Source organism: Cupriavidus agavae (genome assembly GCF_004217045.1).
Classification (GTDB): Bacteria; Pseudomonadota; Gammaproteobacteria; order Burkholderiales; family Burkholderiaceae; genus Cupriavidus; species Cupriavidus agavae.
Genome location: NZ_SGXM01000012.1, coordinates 1 through 18,918 on the forward strand (window position 1 = coordinate 1; position 18,918 = coordinate 18,918).

Annotated in this window: 14 protein-coding genes; 10 read left to right on the forward strand and 4 right to left on the reverse strand. The window is 66.7% G+C overall.

What is annotated here, in order from left to right:
• Positions 1-303: 303 nt before the first annotated feature.
• From EV147_RS24255 to EV147_RS24270, 4 genes are all read left to right on the forward strand, one after another.
• Positions 304-2,520 carry a DUF6351 family protein gene (locus EV147_RS24255; protein WP_130393784.1) on the forward strand — a complete coding sequence of 739 codons (2,217 nt, stop codon included), beginning with the start codon at positions 304-306 and terminating at the stop codon, positions 2,518-2,520.
• A gap of 181 nt (positions 2,521-2,701) precedes the next feature.
• Complete coding sequence (locus tag EV147_RS24260; protein WP_130393785.1) at positions 2,702-4,876, forward strand: alpha/beta hydrolase domain-containing protein; 2,175 nt, start codon at positions 2,702-2,704, stop codon at positions 4,874-4,876.
• Positions 4,877-5,004: 128 nt separating this feature from the next.
• Positions 5,005-5,493, forward strand: a complete 489-nt coding sequence (locus EV147_RS24265) for a hypothetical protein (RefSeq protein ID WP_130393786.1) — start codon at positions 5,005-5,007, stop codon at positions 5,491-5,493.
• A 29-nt stretch (positions 5,494-5,522) separates the two neighbouring features.
• Positions 5,523-6,146: a superoxide dismutase gene (locus EV147_RS24270; protein WP_130393787.1), complete on the forward strand. Its 624-nt coding sequence runs from the start codon at positions 5,523-5,525 to the stop codon at positions 6,144-6,146.
• Between the two features lie 16 nt (positions 6,147-6,162).
• Here EV147_RS24270 and EV147_RS24275 read toward each other — a convergent pair whose 3' ends face one another.
• Positions 6,163-6,402, reverse strand: coding sequence for a hypothetical protein (locus tag EV147_RS24275; RefSeq protein ID WP_130393788.1), 240 nt, complete (start codon positions 6,400-6,402; stop codon positions 6,163-6,165).
• A 357-nt stretch (positions 6,403-6,759) separates the two neighbouring features.
• On the opposite strand from EV147_RS24275, the gene EV147_RS24280 reads away from it, so the two are divergent.
• From EV147_RS24280 to EV147_RS24305, 6 genes are all read left to right on the forward strand, one after another.
• A complete protein-coding gene (locus EV147_RS24280; RefSeq protein ID WP_130393789.1) occupies positions 6,760-7,764 on the forward strand; it encodes a Bug family tripartite tricarboxylate transporter substrate binding protein in 1,005 nt (334 codons plus the stop codon).
• A 9-nt stretch (positions 7,765-7,773) separates the two neighbouring features.
• A complete protein-coding gene (locus tag EV147_RS24285) occupies positions 7,774-8,973 on the forward strand; it encodes a CaiB/BaiF CoA transferase family protein (RefSeq protein WP_130393790.1) in 1,200 nt (399 codons plus the stop codon).
• Complete coding sequence (locus EV147_RS24290) at positions 8,970-9,833, forward strand: citryl-CoA lyase (RefSeq protein ID WP_130393791.1); 864 nt, start codon at positions 8,970-8,972, stop codon at positions 9,831-9,833. Before EV147_RS24285 ends, EV147_RS24290 begins: the two co-directional genes overlap by 4 nt.
• 264 nt (positions 9,834-10,097) lie before the next feature.
• Positions 10,098-15,677 (forward strand): trifunctional serine/threonine-protein kinase/ATP-binding protein/sensor histidine kinase, encoded by a 5,580-nt coding sequence (locus EV147_RS24295; protein WP_130393792.1) that lies wholly within the window; start codon positions 10,098-10,100, stop codon positions 15,675-15,677.
• 108 nt (positions 15,678-15,785) lie between these two features.
• Entirely contained in the window at positions 15,786-16,679 is an 894-nt protein-coding gene (locus EV147_RS24300) for a LysR family transcriptional regulator (RefSeq protein ID WP_130393793.1), read from the forward strand.
• Positions 16,680-16,807: 128 nt separating this feature from the next.
• Positions 16,808-17,263, forward strand: a complete 456-nt coding sequence (locus EV147_RS24305; protein ID WP_130393794.1) for a cupin domain-containing protein — start codon at positions 16,808-16,810, stop codon at positions 17,261-17,263.
• Between the two features lie 4 nt (positions 17,264-17,267).
• On the opposite strand, the gene EV147_RS24310 is transcribed toward EV147_RS24305, so the two are convergent.
• From EV147_RS24310 to EV147_RS26370, 3 genes are read right to left on the reverse strand one after another with little or no spacing between them, the layout of a single operon-like run.
• Entirely contained in the window at positions 17,268-18,230 is a 963-nt protein-coding gene (locus EV147_RS24310) for a phosphoribosyltransferase (RefSeq protein ID WP_130393895.1), read from the reverse strand.
• Positions 18,231-18,252: 22 nt separating this feature from the next.
• A complete protein-coding gene (locus tag EV147_RS24315; protein ID WP_328591163.1) occupies positions 18,253-18,738 on the reverse strand; it encodes a MarR family winged helix-turn-helix transcriptional regulator in 486 nt (161 codons plus the stop codon).
• Complete coding sequence (locus EV147_RS26370) at positions 18,735-18,905, reverse strand: hypothetical protein (RefSeq protein ID WP_235844981.1); 171 nt, start codon at positions 18,903-18,905, stop codon at positions 18,735-18,737. Before EV147_RS26370 ends, EV147_RS24315 begins: the two co-directional genes overlap by 4 nt.
• Between the last annotated feature and the right edge of the window lie 13 nt (positions 18,906-18,918).

Below are 18,918 nucleotides of genomic sequence, written 5' to 3' on the forward strand. Positions count from 1 at the left end.
CTGCGTTGCTGCGCTGTCCATGGGTAGAACTATAGCGGCCGGCAGCACGGCGAAAACAGGCTATCGCTGTCATAGTTATTCAAAATAATTGAATTCAGGAATTGTGCCCTTTCCCCAGCCATCTGGACGGCGATCTTGCAATTGATGGTTGCCGTGTTTGCACGCCAGGCACTTTCTACCGTTACGCCGCTGCAACCAATTCCGGCAGTGTTTTCCGACCTTTGACAACGCAAATTCGCGCCCTAAGCTCGGCTCAGGCGCCCGCGTCGCCGGGCGTCCCAGGACAACGACTGGAGACTCCCCATGAAATCGCTCAAGAGACTGCTCGGCGTCGCCCTCGCCGGCATGATGGCCATCGGCCTTGCGTCGTGCGGCGGAGGCGGTGACGATGATCCGGGCATCGCGCCCACGGTCCAGTTGCTGTCTTCGCAGCCCGAATACGTCACGGGCGGCACCGCCCTGATCGACGTTGGCGTTCCCAACACGGTCACCAACGACCGTCCCCTCAGGATCACGCTGAACGGCACCGACGTGACCGCGCAGTTCCGCCCCAGCCCCACCGATGCCTCCCATCGCCAGGCCGTGCTGACCGGCATGACGAACGGCGCCAACGCGGTGGTTGCCAGCGTCGGCAAGGCGTCGAACACGCTGGCGATGACCAACTACCCGATCACCGGCCCGGTGATCTCCGGACCCTGGCAGACCCCGTTCATCTGCCAGACCAGCGCGTTCCAGTTGCCAGACGGCAGCACGCTCGGCGCGCCGCTCGACGAGAACTGCAGCGTGGCCACGCGCGTGAACTACCTCTACATGTCCACGCAGGGCGGCGCGCTCAAGGTGATGGGCGATACCTCGGTACGCCCGGCCGACGTTGCCACCGTCACCACGCTCAACGGTACGCAGGTGCCGTTCATCGTGCGCGTGGAGACGGGCACCGTCGACCGCGGCATCTACCAGAACGCCGTGATCCACGACCCGACCAGCGAATCGGCACCCACGCCGACCTCGCCGCCACGGGCCTGGAACCGGCGCCTGATCGCCATCGAGGGCTTTGGATGCCCGGGCGGCTGGTACATCCAGGGGGCCGCGCAGGGCAACCTCCAGTCCGCCGGCTTCGACTTCAGCCTGCTCAACACGCAGCGGCTGGCCGAGGGCTACGCGATGTTCGCCAACACGCTGCAGCATGCGTCGAACAACTGCAATGCAGTGCTGGCCAGCGAGGCAGCGATGATGTCCAAGGAAGCCACGATCGAACGCTTCGGCGTGCCGGCCTTCACGGTCAGCGCGGGCTGCTCGGGCGGATCGTACGGCAGCGCACAGCCGGCCGACCGCATTCCCGGCCTGTTCGATGGCGTGCTGATCTCGTGCACCTTCCCCGACCCGCTGTCGATTGCGTTCTCGGGCTCGGACGGGCACCTGATCACGCACTACATCACGCTGTTCCCATTGGCGCTCAGCGACACGCAGATCGCAGCGGTGACCGGCTACAAGAGCCGCAAGGCGTTCGAGGATGCCGCCAACCAGGCCCAGCGCACCGACCCCGTGCCGGGACGCGTGGACTATGCCGGCTACAACCCGGCCGTGTTCAACGCGGCGGTGCCCGCGTCGCTGCGCTATGACCCGGTCAACAACCCGACCGGCATCCGGCCCACGGTCTATGACGCGGCGAAGAACATCTATGGCGTGGACAAGGCCACCGGCTTCGCGCTGCGTCCGTTCGACAACGTGGGAGTCCAGTATGGGCTGGCCGCACTGAACAGCGGCGCCATCACAACCACGCAGTTCCTCGACCTCAACGAGAAGGTGGGCGGCTACGACCAGGACGCCAACTACGTGGCCAACCGCGTGGCCGGCGACCCGGGCGCCATCCTGCGCGCCTACCAGAGCGGGCTCCAGCTCGGCACCAATGGCGGGCTGGCCACGATCCCGGTCTTCGACGTCACCGGGATCTACAACGAGGACACGGCCTACCACTATCAGTGGTTCCACTTCGCACTGCGCGAGCGGATGGTGCAGGCCAACGGCGACAGCAACAACCACGTGATGTGGCGCGGCAACCCGGTGCCGGCCGATACGGCCTGGAACGCGTTCATCACCTGGGTGGCGGCTTACAAGGCCGATGCCACGTCCACTGCCCAGAAGGACAAGGTGGTGACGTACAAGCCCGCCAACGCGGTGGATGGCTGCTGGAGCGACGCCTCGACGTTCGTGCAGGAGACGCAGACGCTGAGCCCGATCGCCAACACCACGTGCAACGGCCTGTTCCCGTCGTGGACCGCGCCGCGCATCGTGGCGGGCGGACCCGTGGCTGCCAACGTCCTCAAGTGCGCGCTCAAGCCGATCGCGGCTACCGACTACGCCGTGATGTTCACTGGTGCCGAGATGACCCGGATGCAGGCCATCTTCCCCAACGGCGTGTGCGACTGGTCGCGCCCCGGCATCAATCAGTCGGGCGTGGTGCCGAACGGTTCGTTCGGCCCGTCGCCGGTCAACCTGGTGTTCGACGTGACCAAGTCCTAGACGGCAGGCAGTGCGATGGGAAGAGCCGGGCCGCGTGCCCGGCTTTTTTCTGGGAAACCGATCAATCGATCCAAACAATCAATTTATCAGCACAATCCCGAGCACCTATAGTCGAGGCGCCCTCCGTCGCAGGAACGGACGGCGTTTTAGACAAAGCCATAAAAGACCGAGGAGACATCAGATGGAAGGACGTGCACATGGCCGGCACGCGGCGGCGCTCGCGCTCGCGGCGGCGCTGGCGGTAGCAGGTTGCGGCGGCAGCGATGACAACAACGGCAACGCAGGTGGCGGCAACGCGGGCGGCGGCTCCGGCGGCGGCACGCCCGAGGCGCGCACCCCCGCGCAGACGCTGACCATTACCGGCCGGCAGGACTTTGCCGGTTCGTACGGCAGCGTGGGCCAGTACGAGCAACTGACCGGCACCATCCGTGGCGAAGTCGATCCGAAAGACCCGAAGAACGCCATCATCCAGGATCTCGCGCTCGCACCGCTCAATGCCAACGGCATGGTCGAGTACACCGCCGACTTCACGATGCTCAAGCCCAAGGACATGAGCAAGGCCAGTGGCGTGCTGCGCTACGACGCGCCGAACCGCGGCAACATCCTGACCATGCCCAACCCGGCCACTTCGCCCAGCGACGCCGTGTACTTCGAGCGCGGCTACGTACTGCTGTACTCGGCCTGGCAAGGCGATGTGCCGAAGTCCACGCCGGCGCGCCTGACCGTGACCGTGCCCGTGGCGAAGAACGCCGACGGCACCTCGATCACCGGCCCCTATCGCACGGAACTGGTGCCTACCGTGGCCACTCCGGCGATGTCGCTGCCCGGTGGCGTATTCAACGGCACGATGATTCCCTACGCGCCGGCCAGCCTCGACAATACCCAGCCCGGCTACTCGCTGACACGGCGCCAGAACGAGACCGACGCACGTGTGGCCATTCCCGCCGCCGACTGGAAGTTCGCAAAGTGCGATGCCGGCGTGCCATTCCCGGGCACCGCCGATCCGGCCAGCATCTGCCTGCGCGGCGGCTTCGACCCGCAATACCTGTACGAACTGGTCTACGTGGCGAAGGACCCCAAGGTGATGGGGGTGGGCCTGGCCGCCCTGCGCGATACCGTCACCTTCTTCCGCAGCAAGGCGGTGGACAGCGCGGGCACGCCAAACCCGCTGGCCGGCAGCATCCGCAACACCATCGGGCAGGGCACGTCGCAATCAGGCAACGCGATGAAGACGTTCCTGCACCTGGGGTTCAACCAGGCGCTGGACGGCTCGAAGGTGTTCGACGGCATCTACGCACACGTGGCGGCACGGCAGACTAACCTCAACACGCGCTTCGCCGTGCCGGGCGGCGGCGGCGGACTGCGCACCGACCACACGGCATTCGGCCAGACCGCGCCGCGCGGGCTCGACAAGGACTACGTGGATGACATCTCGGGCAAGTCTGGCGGGGTGATGGCGCGTTGCGCGGCGACGAACACCTGCCCGAAGTTCTTCCTGGGCCTGTCGGGCACCGAGTTCTGGCAACTGCAAGGCTCGCCGGTGCTGACCGATGCCAACGGCTTCGCCGATCTCAGGCAGCCCGATAACGCGCGCATCTACTACTACACCGGCACGCAGCACGGGGGCGCCGGCGGCACCGCCAGCATTACCTATGCCCCCACGCGCAACGTGTATCCGGCCGGCACCGTGATCCATTTCAACGACACGTTCCGCGCGCTGTTTCTCGACCTGGAAGATTGGGTCGTGAAGGGCACCGCGCCGCCGCCAAGCCAGGTGCCGGCACTGGCCGATGGCACGCTGGTACGGCCCGCGAGCCTGGCGATGCCGGTCATGAAGGGACTGTCGTGGCCGGTAGCCGGGGTCTCCACGCCGATCCCGGACTTCCAGTATCTGGCGCGCTACAACGGCTATCCGCTGCTCGACTTCGGGCCGCAGTACCGGCGCGAGGATGAATCGGGCATCGCCACGCTGCTGCCGCCAGCCAACCTGAACCGCGACTACGCCATCCTGGTGCCGCAGGTGGATGCCACCACCGGCATTCCGCGCGCCGGTATCCGTTCGGTGGAGGCGCGGGCGCCGGTCGGCACCAGCATCGAGTTCAACTATGTGGCCACGCCGGGCATCGTCGACCTGTCGAACCTGACCGGCGCGTTCATCCCATTCCACAAGACCGAGGCCGCGCGGATTGCCGCCGGGGATGGAAGGCCGTCGCTGGAATCGCTCTATACCGACCAGGCGGGCTACGTGGCCGCCGTGACCACCGCCGCGAACGACCTTGTGGCCCAGCGCCTGCTGCTGCAACGCGATGCCGACGCGATCATCGCCCGCGCCGTGGCCAATCCGGTCCTGCCGTGATGGTTTGATGTCTTGGGGGGCGGGCCCGGTCCCGCCCCTCGGCAAGCCCCTTCACCCGACGCGTGTAAGCTGGACCCGGCAAATGAGAATACTTATCATTTAAAGATTCCGGTGCCGGGGGTCTTGCCATGAATCCGCAGTATTCCGCCACGCAGGCCAGCCCGGCGCCTGACGACGCAAGCCTCCCACTATGGGAACGTACGATGCGCGCCGCGGTGTCGCGCCAGCGCGCCGGCCAGTGGAAGCCAGCGGCCGATGGCTACCGGCAGGCGCTGGACATCGCCCTGTTATTGATGGACCGGGCCCCGGCAGCACGCGCCGATGACTGCGTGGCCGCACTGGTTGTCTCCTTCCTGAATCTCTCCGACGCACAGGCCGAGCTGGGCCATGCAGAGCAGGCCGTCGCCCTGCTCTGCAACGCGCACGAGACACTGCTCGCCCTGCACCTCGAACCCTGCCGCCTGCCCGAACTGCGCGCGGCAGCCCTGCGCCATACGCGCGAGACGCATATGGCCATCGTCATGCATGCCCGGGACCACGGCATGCATCCGCTCTGCGCGCGGGCGCTGGACGCCGGACGCCAGGCGCTCGAACCCCAGCGCGCGCAGCCGCATTGACATTTCGCCCCAACCCACAGGAATCCAGGATGCCCTACACGCTGCCCGCCCTCGCCTACGCCTACGATGCGCTGGAACCGCATATCGACGCCCGCACGATGGAAATCCACCACACGCGGCATCACCAGACCTACGTGAACAACCTCAACGCGGCGGTCAAGGACACCGAGTACGCCGGGTGGCCGATCGAAAAACTGGTCGCGCAGGTGGAATCCCTGCCAGAGGCGCTGCGCACGCCCGTGCGCAACAACGGCGGCGGCCATGCCAACCACAGCCTGTTCTGGATGGTGATGGCGCCCCACGCCGGCGGCGCTCCCGACGGCGCGCTGGCGCAGGCCATCGACCGCGACCTCGGCGGTTTCGACGCGTTCAAGGACGCGTTCACCAAGGCGGCGCTGACGCGCTTCGGCAGTGGCTGGGCGTGGCTTTGCGTCGACGGGCAGAATCGGCTTGCCGTGGAAAGCACGGGCAACCAGGACAGCCCGCTGATGAGCGGAATCGCCTCGGGCAACACGCCGATCCTGGGTCTCGACGTCTGGGAACACGCCTACTACCTGAAATACGAGAACCGCCGCCCCGAATACATCGCGGCATTCTTCAATGTCATCCAGTGGTCGGAAGTGGCGCGGCGCTACGCGGCGAGCGTGGGCTGACCGCTGGCTGGCAGGCTCAGCCCGGCCAGCGCGTGAGCGACTGGTCGGCCATCGTGACGAGGATCAGGTCCCGGTGCGTCCGATGGTTGTGCTGGGCCTGCAGCAGTTCATGCAATAACGCCGACGGCGCCTCGGCATCCCAGCCGTTTGCGCGGCATTGGCGCACGACTCCAATCTGATTTCGAATCAGCTCGCGCACCTGCACCAGGTGCCGCACCGCCATGGCGAGATCACGTCGTTCGATGGCTTCGTCCATAGTGTCAGCCCGTCCGGGGCTGGACCGCCCGCCTGCGCGAGCATGCATTGCAGGTCATCGCGTTCTCCGCATCAGGGGCACCCCCTCTGCTGGACTGTACGCGCGTCGGGGGGAAGGTCAAGGCATTTTCCCCAAAGGCGCGTCCCACTCCGCTCCCGTCTTCCATTTCCGCATGCCCTATTCGCCCCGCATGCCGTGCTCTGGTCCGCAGAATTCTTACCTACAGAACATCGATCCATTCATTTGCACAAAAACGGGGTTAACCCGTCTTAAATTTCACCGCGTCGCCCGGTAAAGTTTCTTTCCATGGAACAACGTTCTGTTAAACAGAACATACGCTACCCCGGAGACCGCCTCATGACCCCCATCGCCCGACACCCGGCCACGCGCCGCGTCCCGCATCTCGCCCTGGCCCTGCTGTTGCCGGCCACGCTGGCCCTTGCCGCCCCGCTCGCCACCGCCGCCGACGCCTATCCGTCGCAGCCGATCCGCCTCGTCGTGCCGTTCCCGCCGGCCGGTGGCACCGACGTGCTGTCGCGCCTCGTCTTCAACAAGGTTGGCATGGCCACCAAGTGGACCGTCGTGGTCGAGAATCGCGCCGGTGCGGGTGGCAACATCGGCCTCGACCTCGTGGCCAAGGCCAAGCCGGACGGCTACACGCTCGGCATGGGCCAGACCGCCAACCTGGCGATCAACCCGACGCTGTACCCCAAGATGCCGTACAACGCGGTCAAGGATTTCACGCCGGTGGCGTTGGTCGCCGCGCAGCCGGTGGTACTGATCGTGCGCGCCGACTCGCCGTTCAAGAACGTGGCTGACCTCGTGGCGGCGGCCAAGGCCAAGCAGCTGTCGATGGCGTCGGCCGGCACCGGCACGGTCGGTCATCTGGCCGGCGAGATGTTCCAGCGCAAGGCTGGCATCAAGGCGCTGCACGTGCCGTACAAGGGCGCATCCCCAGCGCTGAACGACCTGATGGGCGGCCAGACCGATTTCTATTTCGCCACGCCGCCCATCGCCATGCCGATGATCAAGGCCGGCAAGCTCCGCGCCATTGCCGTGACCTCCGCCAAGCGCCTGCCGTTGCTCGCCAACGTGCCTACCGTTGCCGAATCGGGCTATGCCGGCTTCCAGGCCGAGGATTGGAAGGCACTCGTGGCGCCGGCCAACACGCCGCCCGACGTGGTGGCGCGCCTGAACGCCGAGGTCAACAAGGCGCTGGCCCAGCCCGACACCATCGCCAAGCTCAAGGAAGAAGGCAGCGAGCCGCGCGGCGGCTCGGCCAAGGATTTCGAGAGCTTCCTGAAGACCGAAAACACACGTTGGGGCGAAATCGTCCGCCAGTCCGGCGCGCGCGTCGAGTAAGAGACCGCCATGCGCAAACCATTGCAAGGCATCCGCGTCCTGGACCTGACCAACGTGCTGGCGGGGCCCTTCTGTTGCCATCAACTGGCGCACATGGGCGCCGACGTGATCAAGGTGGAAACACCGGGCACCGGCGACCTCGCCCGCCAGCTGGGCGCCGATGCCGACCTGAACCGCAAGCTGATGGGGGTGTCGTTCCTGGCGCAGAACCCGGGCAAGCGCTCGATCACGATCAATCTCAAGCACGCCGACGGCAAGGACGTATTCCGCAAGCTCGTGGAGAGCGCCGACGTGGTGGTGGAGAACTTCCGCCCCGGCGTGATGACGCGGCTCGGCGTGGGCTACGACAACCTCAAGGCCGTCAACCCGCGCCTGATCTATTGCGCGATCTCGGGCTTCGGCCAGGACGGGCCGCTGTCAGACCTGCCGGCGTACGACCAGATCATCCAGGGCATGTCGGGGGTGATGAGCATCACGGGCGATGCCGACAGCGCGCCGCTGCGCGTGGGCTACCCGGTGGCCGACACGATCGGTGGCATGACGGCGGCATTCTCGATTGCGGCGGCACTGGCCGATACGCAGCGCACCGAAGGCTACTTCCTCGACGTGTCGATGCTCGAAGCCACGATGGCGACGATGGGCTGGGTGGTATCGAACCACCTGATCGCCGGCAAGGACCCGGTGGCGCTCGGCAACGTGAACATGACGGCGAGCCCGTCGGGCACGTTCCGCACTGGCGACGGTCCGCTCAACATCGCGGCCAACAAGCAGGAGCAGTTCGAGGCGGTCTGCCGGGTCATTGGCCGCCCTGAGCTGGCCGCCGACCCGCGCTTCGCCGAACGCCAGGCGCGCCTGGCCAACCGCGCGGCGCTGACTGCCGAACTGGAACAAGAACTGGCACGCAAGAGCGCCACCGAGTGGTGGGAGCTGTTCAACGCCGCCGGTGTGCCGGCCGGCCCCGTGCTGAAGGTCGCAGACGTGCTCCAGCACCCACAGATCCGCGACCGCGGCATGCTCGGCCACTTCACTGACGTGCCCGGCGTGGGCCGCGACATCCGGCTGGTGCGCACCGGTTTCAAGGTGAATGGTTCCGCGCCGTCGGTGGACACGCCGCCGCCGCAACTGGGCCAGCACACGGCTGACATCCTCGACGAACTCGGCTACACGCCGGAGCAGATCGCCACCCTCCAAGCGGAGCGCGCACTATGACCACGCCTGTCCCCGACAACTCCTCCGCCATCGATGCCGGCCAGCAGGCCGCCCAGGACTGGTGGCACACCGGCATCATCGACATGCAGCCGGGCGAAATCCGCTATCGCGGCTATCCGATCGAGCAGTTGATCGGCAACGTCTCGTTCGCGCAGATGATCTGGCTGATGCTGCGCGGCGAGCTGCCCGAGCGCCGCCAGGGCGCCCTGCTCGACGCGGCGCTGATGGCCGCCGTCGACCACGGCCCGCAGGCGCCGAGCATCGCCATCGCACGCATGGCCGCCACCTGCGGCGTGGGGCTGAACAATGCGATGGCGTCGGCGGTCAACGTGCTCGGCGACGTGCACGGCGGCGCCGGCGAACAGGCCGTGGAGCTGTACCAGGACATCGCGCTCCGTATCGATGCCGGGGTGCCGCGCGAAGAAGCCATCGTCGCCGGCCTGGCCGAGTACCGCGACCTGCACGGCAAGTTCGTGTCCGGCTTCGGGCACCGCTTCCATCCGGTGGACCCGCGCGCCCCGCGCCTGCTGGCACTCGTGGAGCAGGCTGCCGCCGAGGGCGTGGTGAGTGGCCGGTTCGCCGACATCGCACGCGGCGTCGAACAGGCGCTCGGCGCCGGCCGCAGCAAGCCGATCCCGATGAACATCGACGGCGCCACGGCCGTGATCTACGCGGAACTGGGCTTCCCGGCGCCGCTGGCACGCGGCTTGTTCTGTCTGTCGCGCTCGGTCGGCATCCTCGCCCATGCATGGGAACAAACCTGCCAGGGGGGACGCAACAAAGGCCCGATTCCGCGCCAGTTCATCTGGACCTATGACGGCGAACCGCAGCGGGATGTTCCGCCGGCTCCCGCACGCTGAACCACAAGGGGCCAAGGTGCTCCTTCGCATCGCCACCATCGCGGCGACGGCGAACGTGAGACCGGAGCAAGGGCGGTCCCGCACCCCTGTGGAGGCGCGTGCCCGAGCGCCTCTACCACCTTGGTGTTAGTCACCTGACACCAACCGGCATCCCGCCGCGCCGTACCCGTGCAACTTGTCCGTCGCAACCTGCCTGCGACGATAGCGCCGAGCCGCCCTTTCCAGCACAATTGGACGGTTTTTATCCAGGCCAGACAACGAACCATGCGCGAGAAGACCCCCTCGGCGGCGAACAGTTTCTCCCTCGCCGACTACAGCCTCGTACCGATCTGTCAGGACGGCATCGTGGCGCTATCCCGCGGGTTGCCGCCGGACGGGGAAGACACCATCCTGCTCGCGCATGCGGCCTCCGACCAGGCAGAGTCCACTGCAGCCCGCCTGCTGGAGAACGAGTTCGAACTGCGCCCGCTGCTGCGCGCCAGCTGGGCCATCGTGCCCCGACAACTGGCGCGCGTTCACGGCGGGATGTTCGCGGTCTACGACGACGATGCCGGGCAGCCGCTTGGCGTACGATCGGACGTCCCGAAATCGTTCGAGCGCGTGCTGTCGATCGCGGTCAAGGCCAGCGTTGCGCTGAAGGCCGCGCACGAGAGCGGGCTGGTCCATCGCTCGATCACGCCGTTCACGCTGTTCGTCGACGATGACGAACATTGCCGGATATCGAACTTCGGCTTCGCACAGCGCCAGACGCAGGATGCCGACCGCCTGCAGCAACAGGTTGTGCTGCGCCCGGACGTGCTGCCCTACATCTCGCCCGAGCACACCGGCCGCACACGTCATCCCATCGATACGCGCAGCGATCTCTATTCGCTGGGGGTGGTGTTCTACCAGTTGCTGACTGGCCAGCTACCGTTCAAGGTCAGCCAGGGCGCGGCGCCTTCGGAATGGCTGCACAGCCATGTGGCACGCGCGCCGGCTTCGCCGAACACACTCGACGCGACGATTCCCGAGGCGCTGTCCGCCATCGTGCTCAAGCTGCTCGACAAGAGCCCGGCACTTCGCTACCAGTCCGCCGCCGGGCTGGAGGCGGACCTGAAGCGCTGCGAGGCCGAGTGGGCCGGCAAGGGCCTGATCGGCTTCTTCCAGCTGGGCGACGCAGACCATCCGGCGGAGCTGGTTCTCGCCACCGGCGTCTTCGGCCGCGATGCCGAAATGGAGCAACTGCTCGCCGCACTGGCCGATGCACGAGCGTTGCAGCGGCCGGTGCTGGTTACCCTGACAGGCCAGTCCGGGGTGGGCAAGTCGGCCCTGCTCCATGCGTTTCTCGCACAGGTCGCGGACGAGGACATTCCCGTCGCGCTGGGCAAGGCAGAACAGTTCCGGAGCGACATGCCCTACGCGCCCATCGCCGAGGCAGTCCGCACGCATGTGCATCAGATCCTGGGGCTGGACGACGAGCAGCTTGCCTCGTGGCGCGCCCGGCTGAAGCACGCGTTGGGCACGTTCGGCAAGGTTGCCTGCCGGATCGCCCCCTCCATCGGCCTGCTGGTCGACGAGTTTCCGGCCCCCGCCAGCGATGCGGCGGATGACGCGCAGGTCGAGACGGCCATGCACCGGCTCATTGGCGTATTCAGCCGGCCGGGACAGCCGTTCGTGCTGGTGCTGGACGATTACCAGTGGGTCGACCAGGCGACGCACCGTCTGGTGCAGGGGCTGCTCGCCCGCAGCGAGAGCTTCCCAGTGCTGGTCGTGTGCACGGCCCGGGAAGAAGCGCTCGAAGGGCTTGCCGGCAGACAGCTCGAAGCACTGCGCAAAGCGGCCAGCACATCGACGGCAATCAGCCTTCCTCCGCTCGACCTTGCCGTACTGACGCGCATCCTGGCTGAAACCCTGCGCGACACGCCGCAAGGCGTGCAACCGCTGGCTCAGGTCATCCAGATCAAGACCGCCGGCAATCCATTCTTCGTCAGCCAGTTCCTGCGCATGCTGGCAGACTGCCGTCTCATGCGCGTCAGCGCGGACGGCAAGTGGCAATACGATATCGACGCGATCGACGCGCACGAGATCACCGAGAACGTGGCGGAACTGGTGTTGCAGCGGCTGGCCCGACTGCCCGACAGCACCTCGGAGATGCTCGCGCGCATGGCGTGCCTGGGCCGCGGCACCGAACTCTGGCTACTGGGCGAACTCTTCAGCCTGAGCGAGCGGGCCCTCCATGCCGCGCTCTCCCCGGCACGCAGCCTGGGCATCGTCAGTCTTTCCGACGACAGCTACAGCTTCACGCACGACCGCGTACAGGAGGCCGCAAGCGCACTGCTCGGCCCCGACTCCCGCGCCCGGACCTGCCTGCGGGCTGGCAAGCTGCTGGCCGGTTCGCTACCTGCCGACGAAGCGGATCGCCCCGACGACCTGCTGTTCCGCACCGCTGGCTGGCTCGCGCAAGGGCTGGAATGCGTCACGGCCACCAGCGAGATCATCGACGTGGCCCGCATCTTCCTGTCGGCATCCGCCCGGGCGCGCCGCAGTGCCGCACTGGCAAATGCGCAGGTGTATGTCGAGCATGGCCTGGCGCTGCTGGATCGGCTGCCCGCCTCGCACACCGGCCGCGCGGATCTGCTGTTCGCCCTGCAACTGGAGTACGCCGCCGCACTGTTGCACCAGGGGCAACTCGACGCGGCACTCGCCATCGTCAACGCGCAGATCGAGGATTCCGCTACGCGTCTGCAGGCCGCGGGCGCCCACTTGCTGAAGATCGAGATCCACTCCCGGCGCTCGGAAAACGGCCTGGCGCTGAAGACAGCGCTTGCCGGCCTGAAGCGGTTCGGCATCGCGCTGCCGAGTCATCCCGGTGCCGCGCAGTGTGACGAGCGCTACGCGCAGATCCGTCCCCATCTGTCTCCGGCTGGCCTTGATGCGCTGCACGCCCTCGGTGAAGTGGCCGATGCGGAAGCCGTAGCGGCCATGGACCTGCTGACCGCCGCATTCGTACCCGCAAGTTTCACCAATGAGGACGTGGCGTTCCTGGTGCTGTGCGAGATGGCCGACCAGACGGTGGCGCACGGCATGACCGCCGCGTCGGCGTCTGCGCTGGCGTGGCTCGGCGTGCTCGTCTGTCATCGATACGGCGCCAACCAGGACGGCTTCCGCTACGGCGAGACCGCACGCGAGATCGTCGCCCGCCGCAGCTACATCGCTTGGGAGGCACGGGTCCTGCTGCCGCTGGACCAACTGAGCGTATGGACCCAGCCGCTGTCGTACGCCGTGGAATGCGCGCGCACGGCGTTTGGTTCGGGCGTGGCACACGGCGACATCACCACGGCGTGCTACGCCGCCTGCCATACCGTGGCGAACCTGCTCGTCCGCGGCGACAACCTCGCCGAGGTGCGGCGCGAGGTTTGCCGTGGCCTCGACTTCGTCAGCAAGGCCGGCTACCGCGATGTCGAAGCCATCCTCGAACTGCAGCGCGCCTTCATCGACGATCTTTCGGCCCCCGAAGAGGCCGCACAGGGCTACCTCGACATCGAGTACCGGGCTCCCAACGGCGAGCAACTGGCCACCTACGAATACTGGCAGTGGATCTATCGCGCCACGGTCCACTTCATCTCCGGGCGGATTGCGGACGCCGCGCTGTGTCTCGACCATGCCGCCGCTTTTGCGTGGTCTGCGCCGGCCCATATCCATACGCTCGACTTCCACTTCCTCAGGGCGCTGGTCGTCGCGAGCCGGTATGGCAGCGACGACGTGACGGCCATGGCTACGCTGCGCGCGGATGCGGCAAGAATCCGCGCCTGGGCCAACGACAATGCCGACACCTTCGCCGACAAGTCGGCACTGGTCGATGCGGAGATCGCGCGGCTCGAGGGCGATACCACGCGGACGATGTCGCGCTACGAGGAGGCGGCCACGCTGGCCCGGGAACGTGGCTTCTGGCACGTAGCCGCCATGGCCCACGAGCGGGCCTCCGCGCACTGCCAGTCGCTCGACCTCGTGATGGCCGCGACGGCACACCGGCAGTTTGCCCATGAGGCATACCTGACATGGGGCGCCACGGCGAAGGTACGTCAACTGGAAACGCTCTACCCTGCCCTGGCGCGCCAGCCGGCGCGGAACTGGCAACCCGCCGCCGGCACCCAGTCCTTCGACAACGAAAGCGTCATCCGCGCCTACCATGCACTGACCGAGGAAGTGCGGCTCGATCAGGTCATCAACAAGCTCCTGACGGTAGCGCTGGAGTACGCCGGCGCCCAGCACGGGCATCTGGTGCGCATGACGCCGGACGGGCCGGTGATCGAAGCCAGCGCCCATACGATCGACTCCGGCATTGCCGTGGAACTGCAGCATGCACCGGCGGACCCGACCGTGGTGCCACTCTCGCTGCTGAATACCGCGGTACGGATCCGCCAGGTCATCCGCGTCAGCGAACCGTTCGGGGCCAACCCTTTCGTCTCTGACCCCTACTTCGCCGACCGCGCCAATTGCTCGGCGATCTGCATCCCGCTGATCCGCCAGAACGAGGCGGTGGGCGCGCTTTACCTCGAAAACCGCCTGGTGCGCGACGGCTTCACGGTCGCGCACACGCGGGTGCTCGAACTCATCGCCGTCCAGGCGGCGATCTCGCTGCACACCGCGCGGCTCTATGACAACCTGCTGGCCGAGAACGAGCGCCGCCGGCGTGTGGAAGCCGATCTGCGCACCAGCGAAGCCACACTTGCCATGGGCGAGAAGGTCAGCCAGAGCGGAAGCTGGCGCTGGGACCTGCAACGCGACGAGTTCACCTGCTCCACCGAGCTGCTGCGCCTGTTCGAGCTGGAAAGCGCGGAGGGACCAATCCGCTTCGACAACTTCCTCGACCGCATGCACCCCGAGGACCGGGATGGCGTGAAGCAATTGGTCGACGCAGCCATTCCGCGCATGGAATCACTGCATGTCGACCACCGGCTGATCCGGAAAGACGGTTCGGTCCGCTATGTCGTGGCGGTGGGCAAGCCGCTTCAGACCGATGGCGAAAGGTACGACTACGTGGGCACCGTCACCGATATCACGGAACGGCGCCTTGCCGAAGACGCCGTGCGCGGCGCCCAGGCCGAACTTGCCCGCGTAGCCCGCGCCACCACGGTGGGGCAGCTCACCGCATCGATCGCACACGAGATCAACCAGCCGCTGATGTCCATCGTCTCGAATGCGGGGGCAAGCCTGCGCTGGCTGGCCAAGACGCCGCCGAACCTTGAGAATGCACGGGAGGGCATCGAGGAAATTGCCGCGGCCGGGCAACGCGCCGGTGCCATGATCAGGAGCCTGCAGGACCTCACGCGCAAGAACAAGCCTGTGCTGGCGCCGGTAGACCTGAACGGCACCATCGGCCAGATCCTGGCCATCGCGCGCATGGAAATCGACCGGCGCGATGTCGCCCTGAAACTTCAAACCATGGCCGAGGCGCCGCCAACGTTCGGCGATGCGATCCAGCTCCAGCAGGTGATCCTGAACCTCGTGCTCAATGCGGTGGAGGCGATGGGGGACGTCACCGATCGCCCGCGCGTGCTGGAGATTTCCACCACGGCGAAGGGGCCCGGCTTCATCGAGCTGGCCGTTTCGGACAATGGCACGGGAATCAGCCCGGACATGGAGGACGAAGTCTTCCAGCCGTTCTATACCACCAAGGAGAACGGCATGGGGATGGGCCTTTCGATCTCGCGTTCCATCATCGAGGCGCATGGCGGCAAGCTGATCGCGCGCCGGCGGCAGCCATACGGGAGTACGTTTTCGTTCACGATTCCGCTGCAGCGTGCAGCGGACGACGCACCGGACGCGCTGGCCGGAGACCTTCCTCCCATTGCCTTCCGGTAACCGACGACGCCTCCGGTTACTCGGCGATACAAATCTGGCGTTCCGCCATACACGGCCGATACATGGCTCCGGCAGTATTGCCGGGACCATGTCGCAAGGCCACAGCTTATGGAAACGCCAGACCGTCTGCTCCGCAGCTTCCTTCGCATCGCCGAGACCCAATCGTTGTCTCGGGCGGCTGACCGGCTTGGCCAGACGCAATCAGGCGTCAGCAAACAGCTTGCCGCACTCGAAGCCTATCTCGGCAAGCCGCTGTTCGTGCGCACCGGGCGCGGCGTGGCGCTGACCGAGGCGGGCAGCAAGCTGCGCGACGCCATCGAGGCGCCGTACCGTGCCATCGATCTGGCTGCGCAGAGCATCCGCGATACCCACGGCACCACCCAGGGTACGCTGCGCATCGCCTTCGTGCACACCGTCAACTACTACTTCCTGGCCGAAGCCGTGGCGGGCTTCATCGGCAACTATCCCGCGATCAATCTCTCGCTGATGGGGCGCAGTTCGGCGGATGTCGTGGCGCTGGTGGAGAGTGGAAAGGCCGACCTGGGCGTCGCCTACGACACCGCCGTTGACACTGCCGCACTGGAAATGCATCCGCTGTTCGAGGACGACATGTGCCTCGTCACGTCCCGCCAGCCGGATCCGGCGCTGGCCGCCGCCGGTATCGACCTGCGCGGCCAGATCCTGCGGCTCGTCGGCTTTCCGCGCGGCTACGCGTTGCGGCGCATGGTGGAGAGCGCCGGCCTGGAACATCCCTACGTGGCCGAAGCCGAGACCGTTGACGCGATTCTGAAGCTCGTCGCCATGGGCGTGGGCGACAGTATCCTGCCGTCACGGCTGCCGGACCGTCTGCTGAACGAGTACGGCCTGAACCGGCTGAAGATCGAGAAGCCCCTGCTGCGCCGGCGCATCGTGGCGGTCAAACGCAGCGGCCGACAGGCGCTGCCGCTGGTCGATACGCTGTTCGGGTCGTTGCTGCAGGCCGCCGGGGCACTGGCGCCATGACGCGCCGGCATGGCTGGCTTGCCGGCGCCGGCGTGGCTTGCGACCCCGCGTGGTTCCATACTTGATGCCTTTTGCAGGCCGGCCCCGGCGCACCGTGGGCAAGGCTCTGCTCATCGGGAACCCACCGCGTGCCAACCAGACTATGCCGGGCCGCCGCACTGACGGCCGCCCTGATCCTGACCTCCACGGCCTACGGCGAGGTCATCAAGCCCATCAAGTCGTCGCGCGCCGAGATCGCGGGCGCGATCTTCTCCAAGCCCGGCGTCAGCGTGGAGCATGGCCCGGACGGAACCAGCTCGACGGACGCACCGGTCCATACCTCGGCCGATGGCGCGTTCCAGACCGGCATGTACAAGTCGGGGCCATTCCGTGAAGAGATCGCCGCGAGCCCCGGCTTTCCCTACGAGGAGTTCCTGTACTTCGTCTCTGGCGGCGTCAGGCTGACCTCGTCGGATGGATCGTCAATGACCGTACGCGCCGGGGAATCCGTCACGATACCGAAGGGATGGAGTGGCGTCTTCGAGACAAAGGGCTACACCAAGATCTACGTCATCTACGACGCGGCAGCCGCTTCCCGGAAATAGACCGTCATGCTGGCCGGGCTGTCTCCCGCCAGGAGGCGGCATTGACCAGCATGCCCGCCTGCCGGTCGGCATCCCACCAGATCACGCGCAGCAGTGGCGCGTCTCGCGCAATCCATAGCGCCTGCAAGGCATCGCTCTCGATGAAGTGCGTCACGCCGGCACGCCGCGCGGCACGAGCCTTGTGCGCGGCAGCGGCAACCGGCGTCTCGTCATCGCCCTCCGCTCGCATGATCAGGTCGAGATGGCCGTAGCCGTGCTGGTCCAGCCAGTGCTGGGTGCGTTTTCGATCAATGCCGGGCCTTCCCGTGATGACCACCTTCACATTCGGCAGGTCGGCCGTTGGCACGATCTCGAACGGCAACAACGCGTCGCGTTCGCGCAGCGCACCGGCCAGATCTTCGTCATAGCGCGCCAGCGGTATGTCCGGCAACAGGATGCCGTCGAGATCGATGGCGTATGTGGCGTACTCGTGGTCGTCTCGCATGCCTTCCGCCGCGCCTGCTTCAACCTTCAGCCAGTCTTCGCGGTAGCGTTCGGTATGGGCCTGGCGCTCCCACGGAAACAGGGCGAAGAAGCCCGATGCGTCGATGGCGTAGTCAGGCCGGATCCGGCTGATGTCGTCGAATGCACCCGTCAGCGTCCGGACGACCAGGCCGCATCGTTCGAGAAAGGCGATGCAGTCGACCAGCGTGTAGCCCCGGCCGGCAATGTCCTCGCAGAGAAGCACCTTCGTTCCGGGAGCGGGCAGCGGAGCCGGCGAATTCCATGAGACATTGCGGGTCCGGCGGTCATATGCCAGGAATGCCACCGGCGCGCCGATCGCATGCGAAGCCATCAGCGCCAGCGGTGCGCCGCCGCGCAGTATGCCGATACTGACGCTGAAGCCTTCGGCGAGCAGGCGGGGCTGCAGGGACTCGATCCACTGGTCGAGCTGGTCGTAGGTGAGCGTCAGAATTGGCCTGTCCATCGCTTGCACTGCGAGCCTCGTGTCAGCCGGCGCCAACGCCATTGGCCACCACTTTCTGCAGCAATTCGCGCAGCACCGCGATTTCCCCGGCGCTGAATCCCGCAAAGCTGCGCCGCATGACATCGCAGAACACCGCAGGCAGGTTACGGACCATCGCGCTGCCTTCGTCGGTCAGCGTGAGATAGACCACGCGTCGGTCCGCCTCGCCACGGCGGCGCGCGATGAGTCCGCGCCTCTCCATGCGGTCGAGCAGGCGCGTCACGGCGCCGGCATCGGTGTTCAGATGCCGTGCGACATCGCCGGGGGTGGCCGCATGCCCGCCCGCGAGCATCATCAGGCAACACGCCTGCGCATGCGTCATGCCCATCTGGCTGACTTCCTGCTCCAGACCCTGTGACAACGTGTTTCTCGCGCGGACCAGCAGGTAGGCAAGGCTGCTACCGAGATCAAAGGTTTCGGGATCGAACGGGTCTTGCGGTACCACCGGCGCTGCGGTCAATGCGGTCAATGCGAAGCCTGTACGCAGGCACCCTGCGCCTGGGATTGCGCCGATGCCGCGTGCGCGTGCCGTGCCGCGTCGCGGGCGCGCTCGATGACTGTCCAGTCGGGGCCGGCAAAAGCCGAGACCGACAGTCCGGCCAGCGCCAGGGCCGTGAAGAACTTTGTGAAACGCATAGTCTGGATCGGA

Bases quoted from the DNA above. Each gene is read 5' to 3' on its own strand.
- EV147_RS24255 (WP_130393784.1), top strand. From the start codon at position 304: ATGAAATCGCTCAAGAGACTGCTCGGCGTCGCCCTCGCCGGCATGATG.
- EV147_RS24260 (WP_130393785.1), top strand. From the start codon at position 2,702: ATGGAAGGACGTGCACATGGCCGGCACGCGGCGGCGCTCGCGCTCGCG.
- EV147_RS24265 (WP_130393786.1), top strand. From the start codon at position 5,005: ATGAATCCGCAGTATTCCGCCACGCAGGCCAGCCCGGCGCCTGACGAC.
- EV147_RS24270 (WP_130393787.1), top strand. From the start codon at position 5,523: ATGCCCTACACGCTGCCCGCCCTCGCCTACGCCTACGATGCGCTGGAA.
- EV147_RS24275 (WP_130393788.1), bottom strand. From the start codon at position 6,402: ATGGACGAAGCCATCGAACGACGTGATCTCGCCATGGCGGTGCGGCAC.
- EV147_RS24280 (WP_130393789.1), top strand. From the start codon at position 6,760: ATGACCCCCATCGCCCGACACCCGGCCACGCGCCGCGTCCCGCATCTC.
- EV147_RS24285 (WP_130393790.1), top strand. From the start codon at position 7,774: ATGCGCAAACCATTGCAAGGCATCCGCGTCCTGGACCTGACCAACGTG.
- EV147_RS24290 (WP_130393791.1), top strand. From the start codon at position 8,970: ATGACCACGCCTGTCCCCGACAACTCCTCCGCCATCGATGCCGGCCAG.
- EV147_RS24295 (WP_130393792.1), top strand. From the start codon at position 10,098: ATGCGCGAGAAGACCCCCTCGGCGGCGAACAGTTTCTCCCTCGCCGAC.
- EV147_RS24300 (WP_130393793.1), top strand. From the start codon at position 15,786: ATGGAAACGCCAGACCGTCTGCTCCGCAGCTTCCTTCGCATCGCCGAG.
- EV147_RS24310 (WP_130393895.1), bottom strand. From the start codon at position 18,230: ATGGACAGGCCAATTCTGACGCTCACCTACGACCAGCTCGACCAGTGG.
- EV147_RS26370 (WP_235844981.1), bottom strand. From the start codon at position 18,905: ATGCGTTTCACAAAGTTCTTCACGGCCCTGGCGCTGGCCGGACTGTCG.